We start from the raw sequence: 14,444 nt of genomic DNA, 5'->3' as shown, positions 1-14,444 counted from the left end.
CCGAGCCATGGGTGACGACGAGTCCGAAAGCGAATTGCCGAATCCCCCGCGTGCCGAGACGCAAGGACCGTTGCGGGTGGCACGGACCGCCGCGGGTTTGGCCCACACGAATACGGCCCTACTCGGACTTTTTCCCGACGTCGCGATTATTGCCGTCAAAATCCTGAAGTTGACCTTCAAGGGAGACCATCACGTTGTCACCAATTACACGGCGGATTGGAAGAAGGGCGGGGAAAAGTCGCCCAAGCCACATTGGACGTTTGGCCACCCGAGCGCAGTAGTCTCCATCTCGAAGGGCGAGGCCGTCGAGGTGGAAGCCGTGTTCGAGGTGGAACCGAAGAATGCAAGTCCGCCCTTTGCCGCGCTCCACCACGCACAAGGAACGGGACTAGGGCTGACGTTCGATGCCTACCAACGCTTCTCGGGCGGAGAGAAAGAGATTACCGCGGAGACAGTCAAGTTGACGCTGCCCGCTCCCGACTCGGTCGCGAAACTGAGCGGCGATATCAAGTGGCAGGTTTCCGACTCTTCCGGCGGGGCGTCCACCCCCGGGGGCAGCACCTGGAACGCGGGAGCGTCCTGGGGGCACACCGTCTTCGTCACCTTTGACGAGCCGAGGGATGCAGGCGGGCGGGAGGCCGGCTTTACCCTCAAGCGCATGGAGAAGGCCGTGGAGCTTGTGGCGGCCCGCGGCGTGAACGAGGTATTCCAACTCGTCCGTGGGCTGATGAAGCTCTTCGACGGCTACATGCTCACCCCGAACCCCGCTCTGGCGGAGTTCAAACACCCCAATTACCTCAACAACGTCGGCGGCGTCTGGCCGCTGGCAGATCACATTGGCGAGGGCGCCGAGTGCCAGGCGATCTGCCGATTCGTCCGGGCTCTCCTCTACCAAGTCGGATGCCCGGGAAAGTTCGAAATCGTCGTCGTCTACGCCGATCCCGGGAAAGAGAACGGAACCAAGGCTCTCGAGGACGACTGGACCGACGATGCTCCGGCCGGGCTCGAAAGCAAGTGGAAGCGAGTGGACGGCGACGTCTGGTACGCGGTGTTGGTGGATAACCCCGTCGAGGTTGGGAAGGTCTACGATTACGGTGAGGTAGGACCGAACAATTTCGAAGCGTGCCTCAAGGTGACTGCGCCAGGACCCTCCGGGAAGAAGGAAACCAAGTACTACGGTGGAGGCGCGGGCACCTACGACGATAAGGACTCCGTATTGCGGAGATGCTTCTGGGGCCTCTGTTGGATCACCCGTGAGCGCGGCAAGTACCGCGTTCAACAGATCGTGACCCGCTACAAATGACGGCGGATCGGCAACGCGCCCGCGGACGAACTTCCCTCTTGCTCGGCGCGCTGGTCGCGACATTGGGATGCGGGCATAGCTCGGAATCAGGTCGCGGCGGCGGCTGCCGCGGAAGGAACGAGACGATGACGGAACAAGGCACGCGGATCATGAAGCCATGGGAGCCTGGGGTCGAGGACGTGAGCCTAAAAGCGGTGCGCTCGTTCGATCGCGGGTTCTCCGATGCCGACACGCAAGGCTACCAGTCCCTTACGGACTTCACGGCCCTACCCGACGGCGCGCGGGTCCTTGCCGAATCACAGCAATGGTCCAGCCGGTTCCTTACGGCCCCGTTGAATCCCTATCGACGCGATATCGACGTGCGCCGAAGCGTTCATCGTGCGGTGGGCGAGCTCCCCGACGGGTCGCCGGACGTGTTACGGCACGAGTTCGCGGTGTCCGTCCCGGACGAGGCGAACGCGCCGCCGGTAGCACTCACGGTGACGATCCGCGAAACGATCGATGCAATGCGGGTGGATGTGCATCGACCAGGCATCGACCTGCTCACACTTCCCGCGGAGCGGCGCCTGGAGGCCATCTCCTGGCTGGCGGAGAGAGTTTTGCGGCTCCACGGCACGCACCTTGGTTCGAACCGCCAAGACGTTACGTATACGTGGGTCTTTCGCTACCGCGCCCTCGACGAGGGCGCGCATTTCACGACGGCCCCCGAGAAGGATGCGCTCGGCATGTGGTCCTGGGCAGATCGCGTGGACGGGGGCATTACCAACGGCGATGTCTATTTCATGGGCTTCAAGCAAATTTCGCCGACGGACGGGAAGCTTATTGCGCTCGACCCGATGCATTGGTTCGACGGCGTAGCGTGGAATCGGTATCGGAATTCGCGGCCGAGCGGCGGGCCGTGACGGGCCTGGACATCTTCCGCACCTGGGTGGGCGAGAAGCCAGGTCAAGACGGCCGACTCTCCGGCGGCATGATGCGGGCCGCCCTGACGGTCACCAGCCGCCGAGAATCGCCTCCTCTGCGCCTATGACCGCCGCTGGCGAGGCCCCGATGAGCGTTTAGCAGACGAGTTGCAGCGCGCCTTGGAAGTCCCCCGCCTTTCCCGAGGACTAGCGTCTTCGGCTTCGTTTCCGGCGACCTCCCAAACGCATTGCTCGGGCAGCTTGTCGTCACGCAATCGGATGAACGAACTATGCCGAAGATCCGAGCCGTCGCGCTCGAGGTAGGCGACCTGCGCCACCAACCGCGGAAAGGCCCAGCGCGCCCTTTTTAGGATCGACGTCGGAGCGCCCGCGGCCGTGGGGACCGGGCTCGCATCGCGATTGAGCTCGCGGGCGAGCGCAGATTCCTGTTCGGCATTGAGCCCAGTGCCAACTTTCCCCGCATACGCGTATCCATCGGGCGTGGCGACGGCGAGCAGGAGCGCGCCCACTACGGAGCTACCTTTTCGTGGAGTGTAGCCGACAATCGAGAACTCCTGCTCAAGGCGAAACTTGATTTTGAGCCAGTCGCGCGACTTGCCCGCGCGATAGGTCGAGCCGAGGCGCTTGAACACCAGCCCCTCCAACCCGTTCTCACGCGCGACGTCCGCGGCGACGGACAGATCGGTGACGATGCCGCCGGTGGACACGAACACGCTCGCCCCCTCGCGGCGAGGGCCCAAGCGCTTCAGCAAGGCCTGCTGCCGATGCTCGATGGGGAGCTTCCGCAGATCGGAGCCATCGAGCCCGAGCACGTCGAAGACCGCGTAGGCAATGGGCACCGGGTGCGAGCGTTGGCTGCGCAGGAGCGCGAAGGAGGTGAGTCCGCGATCATCGAATGCACAAACCTCGCCGTCGAGGACCGTAGCCTTCAGGCGAAGGGCCTGAAGCTCGCGCACGACATCGGGGTAGTCGCTCGTCAGGTTGGTGTCGTTTCGCGAGCGGAGCTCCACGTAGTCCCCGTCGCAATAGGCCAGGCACCTATAACCGTCCCACTTCGTTTGCACTTGCCAGTCGGAGGCCTTGCCATACACGTCGGCCAACTTGTCCACCAGGACGGGCGCCTGCGGCGGAGGCGGGATGGCCTTGTAGAGCGCGGCCACGATCGCGGCGCCGTCCGAAGGTAGAGGCGCCGCATCGCCGCGCGTCAACCGCGATGCGGGGCGTCGGGCGGCGGGCTTCGGAGCGCGGGGCATGCGTGCTTCGATGCACGGGGGACTCCGGCGCTGTCGGTGGGCGGTTCGGGCGGAGCGTGGCACTGGCGTGTGCTGCGTTGACCTCACGTCAGCTCTGCTACAGCGCATCGGCGCACAAGCGTCACCTAGCCAGCATCGTGGCTCCGTCGAACGGTACAGTGGCATGCTGCAATTCGGTGGCGCATTCCCAGACTGAATGGCCCTTCGCCGCTAGCGTTCCCGCCGGTAGCGATGCTCGCCACACCAGCCGATAACGATGCGCTTTTCGTCTGGAACCCAATCGAAGTGGACGCGAATGGTCTCTGCCGTCGTTTCGGCAGAGCCGATTTTGAGGTGGCGCCACATAACCAGGGTACGATCGCCGTAGGTGAACGTACGCTCTCGAATGGCCCGTGCGTTGGTGCGCGTAGTTTCCGATTCATTTGGCGAGAAGGTATTGGGAGAAAAGACGCGGAAGGCGACTGTATCGCCATGACCGCCGGCGAGGGCACTCCAGTAGTCCGTTGCCAGAATCCGGAGCAGGTCCATGAGCTTTTCGCAGTGGCGAAAGTCGCTGGACCTCGCCGCCGATTGGAGCGCGCTATCGAGGACGACGATTCGTTCGGAATACGCCATTTCGAGGACGCGGAGGATCGTTTCCGGCGTCAACCTTCTCGCAAGCAGCTCGCGCAGTGGCGCGAGCAGCACGGCGTCATGACCGCCGCGATGGTCATGCTTTGAGCGCTGGAGCTGGTGGCGAAGCTCCGAGGATTGGGCCCGCTCGCTATCGAGCTGTGCCTCGAGTTTCTCGCGCTCGCTCTCTGCGGCTCGCTTCTCGTCATCGGCCTTGACACATGCGGCGAGCAAAGCGTCTTCGTCGGCAACCGCTCGTCGGAGGGTTGCGACAAGCTCCCGATTTCGGGTCTCGAGCTCCGCGACATAGCCTGCCGAGACCTCCTTTGACCTTTCTGCCGGCACCGGCTCCTGTTGGGTGAGCCTCCGCGCAATTGCGTTTCGCTCGTCTCGATCAATGTCCTCGACGAGTGACAAAAATCCGCGAGGCATCTCACGGACCGCGTGCCTCGCGGCCAACACGCCGGCGACAAATTCGGCGCGCTCGACTGGTGACGATGCGACAGCCTGCAGGCGTTCGCCGAGCCAGAGGCGATGGTCGAAGGGCAGGTTGCTCGGGGCTCCGTAGGTGTGGATCGCGCCTCCGTAGCAACGGAACTCCCTCCCAAATCCGCGAGCGTTAAGGATGTCCGAGAGCTCGTACGGGCAAGCCTCGTACAGCGTCGCAACCGCGAAAGTACCGCGCAGACGCTTTGCCAGGATGCGTGGATCCACGAGTGGCAAACCGCTCGCGCGGTCACAAGAGACAACCAGCAGGGGCAGCGTTCGGTCGCCTCGCAGCAGGACGTGATCGACGAATCGTTCCGTCTCGCCCGAATGCACGTTCATCGGCGGTAGAAGCAGGTCCCGCGGTACGACGTCAATGCCATCGCGTTCGATGAGGCTGAGGACGACGCGAGATGGCGACGCGACCGGGGGGAGTGCGTAGTCTCGTGGAGCATCCCGTGCAACGGCATGCTCAAGAACGAGTACGTCGCGCTCCTTCGACCCACGCTGCGCACGCGCGACGGCATGCCAAAAGACGGCGCCGTTCGAGGCATCGCGATGAACCAGGCGGAAGACCATCTGGTCCCGCGTGAGGCGCATGTCGATCCGAAAGCCGGCGTCCCCCACGAGCGTCCCTTGCGAAAGCACATCGTCCGCGGTCCAACGCTCCCGAATACCCTCGGTGATGCGGCGGCTCCGAGTCGCTTGGGACTGCAGGCCGAGCGCCCATTGAGCGTACTCGCCTGCAACTTCTTGGAGTGAAAGTCCACTCGCCCTCACACGCATGAACGTGTCGGTTGGCATGAGAACCCCATTTGTTTGCTGAGCCTCGAGCGTCCTTGCGCTCGAGGCTTGGGCCCCATCCATGGCTCGCGGTGCGCTGCCATTGGGCCTTGGCAGATGCTCCGCCGGCGCGTGTGGCCGGCGACAACGGTTCCTAGACGGTTCGATGGTGTTCATACTCATCGCCAACCACCCTCCTTTGGAGTGCGCGCGCGGCTTGATTTCGGCAAGCTTTTGACGATATCGAGATACGTTCCGCGCGCTTGTGGTCGAGCGCAGTTCGAACATCCGCCGGCGAAAGGCCATCGACGCGCTCGAAGATGTCGCCGCGCTGCACATCCGCGCGAGCGGCCGAGAGACCAGTCCGCTCGAGGGGGTCATTGCTGCGGCAATAGCCACCCCTCCCCCCTCGTCGAGTGAACCGCGAACGCGACACCCTGCACTGTACCATCGAGAGCCAAAGCTCTGATGCGATACGAGCGGTGGGACGAAGCGCGCAGGGATCTCGTACTTGGAATTACAACGACCAAGCAACTCGTTCGATTTCGACGGGACATGATTCACCTCGTTCGACTTCTTTGAATGCCCACGGGGCCAGAGCTCATCTGAGTCAGTTGTAACCGCGCCCAAAAAAGGGCCAGGCCTCTGATCATCAGCAAGACGTTGCCCCCTTCTCGATGAGGACGTGCGATTCCCGTTCGCACGTGGAGGGGTGAATCGCCGCTGCCATCATCGCGATTCGACAGACGTCTGGCGATGGCCTAAGCATTCGATATACCCAGACTCGCCGCGTAGGTTGATTATTGGCATAACAGCTTAGGTCCAAGGGCCGTTCGCCCGTCAATTGGAAAGGAACGATCGGGAGGACTCGTCATCATGACTGAGCGCGCACATGCGCGCTGTGCATGGCTGCACACAAAACGGCCTTCCCAGAAGACGATTGACGTCCCGACGCCATCGGCGCCGTAATGGGGTAGTGGCGTGACCGCCATCCCACGCAAGGTGCGCTTCGGTGCGGCGTAGGCCTTCTGGATCGCTCGGGCCCTACACCGCATCCGCTCGGGATGTCTTCACCGCCGAGACTTGCAAAGGGACCCGGATGGGCGTGCCAGTCTCCGCGGCACCGTGCGCGCGTTCGCGAGGGTCTCCTTCAGCCTGCCGTGCAGCCCTCGCTCTTGGCCTCCGGCCGAAGCGCCGCCAGCACTACTCCGATCGCACTCCCGCCAGCTCCCGCGCATCCTCAAGCTGCTCGGCCAACCACGGGTCGTCGGGAACTTCGCGGGCGGCCTGCTCTGCAGCCTCTCGATAGCGCTGCACGGTGCGTAAAACTTCCAGCCCTGGCACGTTGAGCGCGCGCGCCATCGATTGACGCCCATGGGCAAGGCGCTGCAGTCGCCGGATGCGCTCGACGAGCGCCCACCGCCGCGACTCCGGCGCCAATGGCAAGTCCAAGGCGCGCTCCACGGCTGCGAGGATCCGCTCCTCGGGGCCTTCGACCTCATGCCGAACAACCTGCTCGTCGAGCAGTTTCCCTGCCCCTGCAGCGTACTTGAGCCAAGCCTCGCCATCGTTCTCGACAATCTCCGCGAAATGTCGGGAGGCCTCGACGGCGGCTTCGTTCTCGTCGAGTTCCTCGAGCAGGATGCGGAGGCAACGCCACGCATTGGCAAGGCGCGGGTTCACCTCGAGTGCTCGCTCGAACGAGTCGCGCGACTGTTCGTGCCGCGTGAGGTTGAAAAGCACGATGCCGCGATTGGTCCAGGCTTCGGCGTAATCTTGCTTGCACTCGATGCTGGCATCGTATTCTTCGAGCGCGGCCTCCATGCGTCCGACGGCGAGGAGCGCGTTACCGAGGTTATAATGGTCGGCATACGTTCGCCTGATGGCTAAAGATTGCCGGAAGGCGACAATCGCGGCCTCGGGGTCACGCGCGACATCGAGCAAGAAGATGCCTTGCTCGCTCCACAATGATGGGTCCTCGGGGTCGACTACGGCGGCGTTTGCGTACGCCGCCCGAGCCTCATCGACCGCGCCCGCCCCCGCCGCCGTCCGTGCTCTCTCGAGAGAGAGCTTTGCTTGCTCGTTCATCTTCCGAACCCTCGCCGTGCCGTCTAGATGTAGCTCGGCGAGGGTAGCACGCTTCCGGCGAGCGAGGGACCCAATGGGTCAGCAATTGCTTTGGGGCGAGATGCCGCCGCGACGCGTGACGCGTCGTCTACACCCGAAGGGTATGGAGCGACACGCGGCGAATCCCTGCCGACGTCGGCCACGATCCTACAGAGCACTCTATTGCTGTTGGCGCACGCGAGGCCAGGCGCAATTCTTTGATGGCGCGGACCTCGTACCGGGGCTCTTCATTTCTAAGTACAAGGTCGGTGGCACGGGTCATAGCAGGACGGGCCGTGGCAACGGGATCTGCATGTCGGTACGCAAGGGCTGATGCACGGCGGAATACCTCCTCTTATGTCAGCAGGAACATCGATTGTAAGCCGCTCACATTGCGCATCCTTTTCGCTGTCCGTGGCAAGGACCGGCTTCTTCTCATGTGTAGCAATCTCTGTCATGGCTCTCTCCTGTAGCCCCCGTGCTTTTAGACCGTTCGGGCTTCGGATCTTGCCCGAGTGCAAACCGCATACCCGACGCGTGCAAACGGCTCATGCTTGTGCAACCGCCAAACCTTCCGCCGGCCCGCTGCGTGTCATCAAAAATGACAATGCACTCGATTGGGAACTGAGTTCTCTAATAGAGATGCCTATTAGAGCAAAAATTGCTCAAGGATTACGTTTCGAACGCACCCGCAACCTTGCTCGAGGCGAGCCTGACTCCATGTGCGCCCGGCACTCGTCGAACCCCGTTGTGCACCCGATGGCCTTCGTTCTGAACGGGCAAACAACCAATACCTGGCAAAGAACATGCATGAAGAGCCGAGGGCGTGGCCGGCAGCATTTTCGACCTTCCGCCGGCCCACGTTCATTGGCTGTCTTTTGAGTTGATATCACAACGAATTAATAGCATCTCATGGCAGCGATGGTGGTCAAACGTCTCTCCGGAAAACGCCATTGCACAATAGGGCATAACTGCCTCGAGGAATCTCATGCAAACGAACGAATCGCCGAGCTTCACTCCATCGACCGAGACGGATTCAGAAGCAAAGAAACCTGAAGGCAATCGACTGACGATCGAGATTCCAACCCAGATCCGAGGCGGCCTTCCACCTTGCTGGTCGCCTTGTAGTCAAACTTGCTATTCGTCGTGTCCTGCCGTTTGTCACAGCTGAAAGACACGTGCCTGCGGCCCCCACGGCATGAATAGTGACGAGCCTCCCCTCGGCATCGCGGGGAGGCTCGTCGTTTATCGCGAAGAGGGCGGGCGTACAGCGAGGACCGCCCGCGGCGCCAACCGCGTCCTGGAAGGCTACGCTGTTTCCGCGCGCAGGCCTCGTCTTTGGCCCAGGCGATTTCGCCGTTCGCTATCTGCCGTGCGGGACGCCAGCGATTCGCAAGTCGCCCTGCATAGCTCCACACGTCCTAAGGATGGAGAAACGCGATCAGCTCCGTGGCTACGGCTCCCGGCAATTCCAACTGGGGTGAATGGCCCGCCGGAAGCTCCACGACACGATGGTCGGGAATCCTTCGTAAAGCCTCGCGCACCGACGGAAGAAGGACGACATCGTGTACCCCCCAGAGGACGAGCGTCGGGACGCGGATAGAGGCAAGCTGGTGGTCCAGGCCAATCCCAGGTTCATCCCGCAGACGCCGGGCCATCTCGTTGTACCTCGGCATGGCGCTATTTATCTGCTTGATAAGGTGGGCTGCGATAAACGACGGTACCCGGTGCGGCTTGTAAAAGACTCGGCGGAATACTCGCTCGAGGTCCTCTCGCCCACCGAGCGGAGCACCAAAGCCCGTGTAGATCTTCTCCATCGGCATTCCCACGCCGGCGGGGTTCACGAGCACAAGACGATTCACGTGGGCACCGTAGGAGAGTGCAAATGCCAGGGCCACGTGTCCACCCATGGAATTGCCGCCGAGGCTCACGCTTCCGAGGGCCAACGCATCGAGAAAGGCCGCGAGCCACTGCACGAGAGCGCGGATGCTTCCGGCGTCCTCGGCGCTCCCTTCGCTGTCGCCGTGCCCAGGAAGGTCCGGAAGAATGACCCGGGTGTGCCGAGTCAGCTCCGAGACGCTCTCGACAAATGAGTGCCGATCGTCACCAAGCCCGTGGAGCAGCACGACCGGCTCGCCCCTTCCCCCTGAGAAGTAGGCTACCTGCCTTTCGTTCACCCTCACCGTGCCGGGCTTGAGCCCGGCACGCCGTGCATTAACGTGGCGTGTCGCCGCCACGGCCATCCGTCCTAACGTGCTCATGTTCCCTTTCACCCGTCCGGGGCTCGTCACCCCTGCGGACATGCAGCCCGTACTGCCGCCGATGAAACTCCCTATCGAACCTCGACCTTGTAGGCCTTTACCCGCAGTAGCGCGCTCGCCATTGCGAGGCGCTCCTCATCGTTAAGGCTGCCGGGAATCTCGTTCACCGCGAAGTGTTCGCGCTCTGCGATATACTGGAGCGCCGACAACCCCCACGGATCCGTACGGATAAGAATTTCCGCGGCGTCGCCCTCCCCCGCCTTCAGGACGGCTCGCCCTCCCTCGATGCTCGCCGCGAAAGGCCCGCGGTGCACCTCGCTGACACGCCCAAGACAACTCGTCGGTGTTACCTTCACCGTCATCTCGGTGCCGAAGAAGCCCGCGAGTGATACGCGTACGATCTGTCCCGCATTCGGGTCAACCCGTGTGACCATGTGCGGTGTGCCTCCGGCGAGAAACACAATGCGATTTGGTTTCGGTAGGATGCACTGGGCCAGGCCACGCTCGAGAATCTCGTTCGATTCCACGTCGTCATCCAACCAAGCGACCGGCCTCTCCTCTCCGGGACCTTTGCTGGGCCGCCGCTCAGCGTCCAACACGAGCAAGAGTCCCCCCCATTGCACATTCCACGTTCGGTGGAGAAAATACGTAAACGCACCCGTGTAGTTCCCGCCGTCGTAATGCAACGAGAGCCCCGTCCCGGCTGGATACACCCACGGCGTGACCGATGCGAATCGCCACGCGCTGCCACGTTGACCCAGCAAGTCGGGGCGTTCGGTCGCGGTAGCTACGGTGCGGTCGAGAAAATCGCGTAGCGGTGATCGCTGCGTGGCAACCGGCGCAGCCGCGGCATCATCGAGCACGAGCCCCTCGCCTCGCAGGGGGATACCGTCGTGAATCCTCCACACGGCATGACGGCGTCGAGCGTGTACGCTCTCCAATGGCGAGTGCCGAGTCGCCTCAAACAAGTCGTCATACTCGTTCCGCGGCAGGAAGTTGTCATAAATAGCAACGCGGGCGTCCTGATATACGAGATTCATCGGCTCCGGCATTACGCAAGAAGCGAGCCGCAACGCCGGCGACTGCGTGGCGCGGCTCCGTGCATCGTCGGGTGGGAGGTACTGAGAAATGCATTCTCAATTTGCCTCCGCTCGTTGGGAAATCTCTTCTCATGAGGGAACGGCGCAGGGCGACCTTCACGAGAATCCAGGGGCGGTAGTCGATGGCGCAACTCGTGCAGAAGGCGCCGCGCGTAAGGCCAACGACCAAACACCGCCACCCGCAAGCCTTGGGTGCGAGTGGCGAGCTACAAACGCAACGGTCCGTGACCGTTGGTTCCACGAACCTTAGAAGGGAATCATTGACATGGATATCTCGCAAGAAAGCAGCTCTCCCAATCCCGTGCTACAAGCCAGTGACTTCGAACACGATCCACCCCGACCTCGACTGACCATCGAGGTTCCAACGTTGATCAAGGGAGGCCTTCCTCCTTGTTGGTCTCCGTGCGGCGCGTGCCAGTCGCGGTGCCAAGGAAACTGCGCCCCCTGCACGACGCCAGGCAATTGCACTACCAACTGCCGCGTGTGTTCCAGTCCCTTGCGGTAAAGCTCCTTTCGAGTTCCAGAAGCCGGGAGTCGCGCATACGCGACGTGTCGCGTGTGGGCGAGAATAGCATCAGTAAACAATGACCCCGACAGTGGCCGCGAGATAAGCGCCCCCCGTTCGGGATGATTTGACCACTGCGTAATAAGAAATGCTTGACATGGATAACTTGCGGAAGGATTTCAGCAGCCCTGAACAATGCCTTCAACCTCCCGCCGATGACGACCGACCCCGACTCACCATCGACGTGCCGACCGCGATCAAAGGGGGGCTCCCTCCTTGCTTTAGCCCATGCGGCACTCGCGGCCATATTTGTGTGACGTGTCAATCCCACTGCAATCTCGATTGCTTTGACTACCCGGCTCGATGAAGGCCTCGCAAGCGGTTCCCACCCGCGCCTGGTAGCGCCCCAAATGAAACGAGCCTCCCGTCACATGCGACGGGAGGCTCGTTCGATTTAAGGGCTCCGATGGCTGCGATTCTCTATTTCGGTGAACCTTTCAAGAACGCAAGCACTTCCTGCCCCCACACATCCATGCCGTGATTGCAGAACCGCGCGTGCCCCTCCATCTTGCTCTTTCCGAAGCGTGGAAAGATGTGGATCTGGTGGGGCTTCCCCGCAAGCTCCATCTCTTCGTCGAGGACGCGGCTGGGGGTGGTGTCAAAATCGTTCGCCGCTTGCAAGAAGAATACAGGGACGGTTGAACGTCGTACAGCGGCCTTCAGGCGGTCCTGAAGAACCACGGACTGCTGCCACGTGATCGAAGCGCCTGCAAAGTCGACCGCCGCGCGGATCCCGATGTCCTTCTCGGCACTCAGGACGGTCTGGATTCCGCCATAAGAACATCCGGCCATGAATAGGCGATCGGAATCCACATATCTCTGCTGTCGGACCCAGGATACTGCGGCAACGACGTCGGCGTTCTCTGCGTCCATCAGTTCGACGCGCGCGCGCTCCACTTCGCTCTCTGGACGACGGCTTAACTCGTCTTCCCAATACGGCCCCTCCGACCCCGCCGATCCGCGGCGATAGGGAAAGAAGACGACGAACCCGCGACTTTGAAACCACTTTCCAAGATCGCCCGCGAACTCCAGGGACGGGTCCCGCTCGCTGCCGTGATTGTAAATTAGCGTCGGAAACGGGCCACGTCCTTCAGGTTTGAACACATTCCCCCGCAGGGTGTATTCGCCGTTTCGGTAGGTGATTGGAACCAGGGCCGCAGCTGCGTCGCTGGTTCGATCCGCGACATTAGGTACGAACTGCGGGGTGGCTTCGAGCTGCGGTACCGCGTTTCCCCGAGAGGCGAGAACCGCCCCTGCGCCCAGGGCCAAGGCGGTACTCGCCAGAGCGATGCGCCCGACGAACCGACGCGGAGCACGGGGAGAATCGCTCCCCGCGGGAGGGGTCGGAGATCCAGCGCGTGTTGTCATTAGGGCGCCAACCGCAGCACATCCTGTTGCATGAGGACGGCGGCAAGCGCGACGCGATCGTCATTTCGGAGCTTTCCCGGCATTTCGCGCACGAAAAAGATCTCGTTCTTTGCGAGGAAGTCGAGGGTTTCCTTTGCCCAAGGATTCACCTGGACCAAGATAGCACCCCTCGCACCGACAAGCTCAGCGCGGTCTTCTGCCAGGCGGACATTCATTTGACCGGCGCGGTTGTTGATTAGTCGTGTGTTTATCTTGACAAATCGATCGTTGTACCACGCATCGGGCAGCGGTTCATCGAACAGGTTGGCGTAGTACTGTGCGAAGTCCTCGATGGTTGCGGGTTGCCGGTGTTCGCGAAATTCCTTCATGTCGGGTGAGTTGCCCGGCGCGTGGTGAATGTAGTGACCAAAGCATTCGATACTAAAATCGACATATTGCCGAGTGAAGAGCGCAAATTGGTGCCATACCTCATCGATCATTCGAGAGTACATATCCCAGGCTCGGGATCGGTCCATCTGGCACGCGACGAGCCAGCGCTTCAACTCTCGAAAGTGGAGCCGCGCGTCGTCGGCGTGTTCGAAAATGTGCTCCTTGATGAGTTTGTCGATCAGGTAGGGCGCCTCGAACGAATAGATTCGTGTCAGCTCGTCTTCTCTGAACGTGCGCGATTGGAGCGGGGTGACTTCAGTCGGAACAGGATGAGCGGTAAGCATTGTTTTCCTCGCCCTAGGCTAGAGTTAGGGGATCGTTGACGGTGATGAATCCGTGTTCCTCGAGCGCTGCCGCAATGCTGATGCGCTCATGGTCCGTGATCGGGCCCGGCAAGTCGCGAACGAGAAGCTCCTCTTCGCGCGCGAGCACCTCGAGCGCGGGTCTTGCCCAGCTGCTGACCCGAAGGATGACGCGCTCGCCCCACGATTCGGTCACGACCAACTCGGCACGGCCATCTCGAGAGCGCACAAGCCGCCGCAAGCCCTGCTGCCCCCATCGAGCCCGAGACTGGCCGGAGATTTCGGTGTCCTGACGGAGGAGATCTGACCTGCGAAGACGGTCGCCGTGACGCAGGGAAGCCATCTCCCGAGCAAGCCGTTTGGTCCCGACATTTCCGTTGGCGAAGATCCGCTCCACCAAAGGAAAGGTCTCCCCTTCCCGCATTCGACCCAGTACCTCGAGAGCGAGTCGATACATGGACTGCCTTCGTCGCGCACGAGCGCACGCCGCGAGAGCGCTGGGCTCGGCGGGTGCATTCGACGGCGGTAGTAGACCGATGGGGAGTGTCCCGTTCGCATCGGGAGTACCGTCAAAGGGGCTGATGAGGTGAACGGACAGCGACCAAGACCCCGTCGGATTGTGGGGATTGTGGACGCAGGGGTCGTAGATGTACCCCGCTTTCCCGGTCGGCGCGGGGTATCGGTTCTTCACGGGAAAGCGGCCTGCAAGGGCCTCCTCCCGGTCGTAGGTGAAGACCTCGAGCTCGTTGTGGCAGACGGCCGTAACGGTCCACGCGTTGTGTTCGTGCGGCCGGGCGTCTTGGTCGGGCGCCCAATATCCGAGCGCCATGCGTATGCCGAAGTCGGGGACGATGAAGAAGGGCGGCAGTCCGGGCCGAACGTCGTGTTTCTCCAGTCGCGTGATGTCGCGTTTGAGACAGTCGAGGAGGAACTCGTCGCTTTGCAACGCGTTT

At 62.1% G+C, this 14,444-nt stretch carries 11 protein-coding genes; 3 read left to right on the top strand and 8 right to left on the bottom strand.

Annotation, left to right across the window (positions count from 1 at the left end; genetic code table 11):
- Positions 1-7 precede the first annotated feature (7 nt).
- Both LZC95_20355 and LZC95_20350 read left to right on the top strand, forming a co-directional pair.
- Positions 8-1,303 carry a hypothetical protein gene (locus LZC95_20355; protein WXA99162.1) on the top strand — a complete coding sequence of 432 codons (1,296 nt, stop codon included), beginning with the start codon at positions 8-10 and terminating at the stop codon, positions 1,301-1,303.
- A 125-nt stretch (positions 1,304-1,428) separates the two neighbouring features.
- Entirely contained in the window at positions 1,429-2,205 is a 777-nt protein-coding gene (locus LZC95_20350; GenBank protein ID WXA99161.1) for a hypothetical protein, read from the top strand.
- A gap of 122 nt (positions 2,206-2,327) precedes the next feature.
- On the opposite strand, the gene ligD is transcribed toward LZC95_20350, so the two are convergent.
- Together ligD and LZC95_20340 are read right to left on the bottom strand one after the other, a co-directional pair.
- Entirely contained in the window at positions 2,328-3,479 is a 1,152-nt protein-coding gene (gene ligD / locus LZC95_20345; GenBank protein ID WXA99160.1) for a non-homologous end-joining DNA ligase, read from the bottom strand.
- A gap of 210 nt (positions 3,480-3,689) precedes the next feature.
- The gene (locus LZC95_20340) at positions 3,690-4,007 is read right to left on the bottom strand and encodes a hypothetical protein (protein ID WXA99159.1); all 318 of its coding nucleotides are present in this window, start codon (positions 4,005-4,007) and stop codon (positions 3,690-3,692) included.
- A gap of 1,038 nt (positions 4,008-5,045) precedes the next feature.
- Here LZC95_20340 and LZC95_20335 point away from each other — a divergent pair.
- Positions 5,046-5,339 (top strand): hypothetical protein, encoded by a 294-nt coding sequence (locus tag LZC95_20335; protein ID WXA99158.1) that lies wholly within the window; start codon positions 5,046-5,048, stop codon positions 5,337-5,339.
- A gap of 1,224 nt (positions 5,340-6,563) precedes the next feature.
- Here LZC95_20335 and LZC95_20330 read toward each other — a convergent pair.
- The 6 genes from LZC95_20330 to LZC95_20305 all read right to left on the bottom strand — a co-directional run bounded on the left by LZC95_20330 (position 6,564) and on the right by LZC95_20305 (position 14,437).
- The gene (locus tag LZC95_20330) at positions 6,564-7,448 is read right to left on the bottom strand and encodes a tetratricopeptide repeat protein (protein WXA99157.1); all 885 of its coding nucleotides are present in this window, start codon (positions 7,446-7,448) and stop codon (positions 6,564-6,566) included.
- A 1,439-nt stretch (positions 7,449-8,887) separates the two neighbouring features.
- Positions 8,888-9,709, bottom strand: a complete 822-nt coding sequence (locus LZC95_20325) for an alpha/beta fold hydrolase (GenBank protein WXA99156.1) — start codon at positions 9,707-9,709, stop codon at positions 8,888-8,890.
- An 89-nt stretch (positions 9,710-9,798) separates the two neighbouring features.
- Positions 9,799-10,590, bottom strand: coding sequence for a 2OG-Fe(II) oxygenase (locus LZC95_20320; GenBank protein WXA99155.1), 792 nt, complete (start codon positions 10,588-10,590; stop codon positions 9,799-9,801).
- Between the two features lie 1,222 nt (positions 10,591-11,812).
- Positions 11,813-12,661: a prolyl oligopeptidase family serine peptidase gene (locus LZC95_20315; GenBank protein WXA99154.1), complete on the bottom strand. Its 849-nt coding sequence runs from the start codon at positions 12,659-12,661 to the stop codon at positions 11,813-11,815.
- A gap of 98 nt (positions 12,662-12,759) precedes the next feature.
- Positions 12,760-13,473 carry a hypothetical protein gene (locus LZC95_20310; GenBank protein ID WXA99153.1) on the bottom strand — a complete coding sequence of 238 codons (714 nt, stop codon included), beginning with the start codon at positions 13,471-13,473 and terminating at the stop codon, positions 12,760-12,762.
- Between the two features lie 13 nt (positions 13,474-13,486).
- On the bottom strand, positions 13,487-14,437 hold the full coding sequence (locus tag LZC95_20305) for a hypothetical protein (GenBank protein WXA99152.1): 951 nt from the start codon (positions 14,435-14,437) through the stop codon (positions 13,487-13,489).
- Positions 14,438-14,444 lie beyond the last annotated feature (7 nt).

This window comes from Sorangiineae bacterium MSr12523 (genome assembly GCA_037157775.1).
GTDB classification, from domain to species: Bacteria; Myxococcota_A; Polyangia; order Polyangiales; family Polyangiaceae; genus Pendulispora; species Pendulispora brunnea.
The sequence above is the reverse complement of the archived record's forward strand: the minus strand, read 5'-3'. Positions and strand labels throughout refer to the sequence as shown.